This is a genomic window from Streptomyces sp. CO7 (assembly GCF_053474865.1).
Map to the genome: position 1 here is coordinate 1 of NZ_JBRIOU010000138.1, position 409 is coordinate 409.

Sequence of the window (409 nt, forward strand, 5' to 3'; positions counted from 1 at the left end):
GTGGGACTGGCGATTGGGACGAAGTCGTAACAAGGTAGCCGTACCGGAAGGTGCGGCTGGATCACCTCCTTTCTAAGGAGCACTTCTTACCGGACTTCGGTTCGGTCAGAGGCCAGTACATCAGCGACTGTCTGATGCTGGTTGCTCATGGGTGGAACGTTGACTACTCGGCCGGTTATCGGGTCGGAGGCTGCTAGTACTGCTCTTCGGAGCGTGGAACGCATGATCTCCGGACGTGAGCCGGTCGGGCACGCTGTTGGGTATCTGAAGGTACGGCCGTATCGGTCGCCTTCAGTGCCGGCCCCAGTGAACTCGGGATGTAATCCCGGGGTGATGGGTGGCTGGTCGTTGTTTGAGAACTGCACAGTGGACGCGAGCATCTGTGGCCAAGTTTTTAAGGGCGCACGGT

1 rRNA gene is annotated in these 409 nt (G+C 58.7%); it reads left to right on the plus strand.

Annotated features, from left to right (window positions below):
• Positions 1 to 72: ribosomal RNA gene (locus ACOV8S_RS31470) — 16S ribosomal RNA — on the plus strand; the annotation flags it as partial.
• Between the last annotated feature and the right edge of the window lie 337 nt (positions 73 to 409).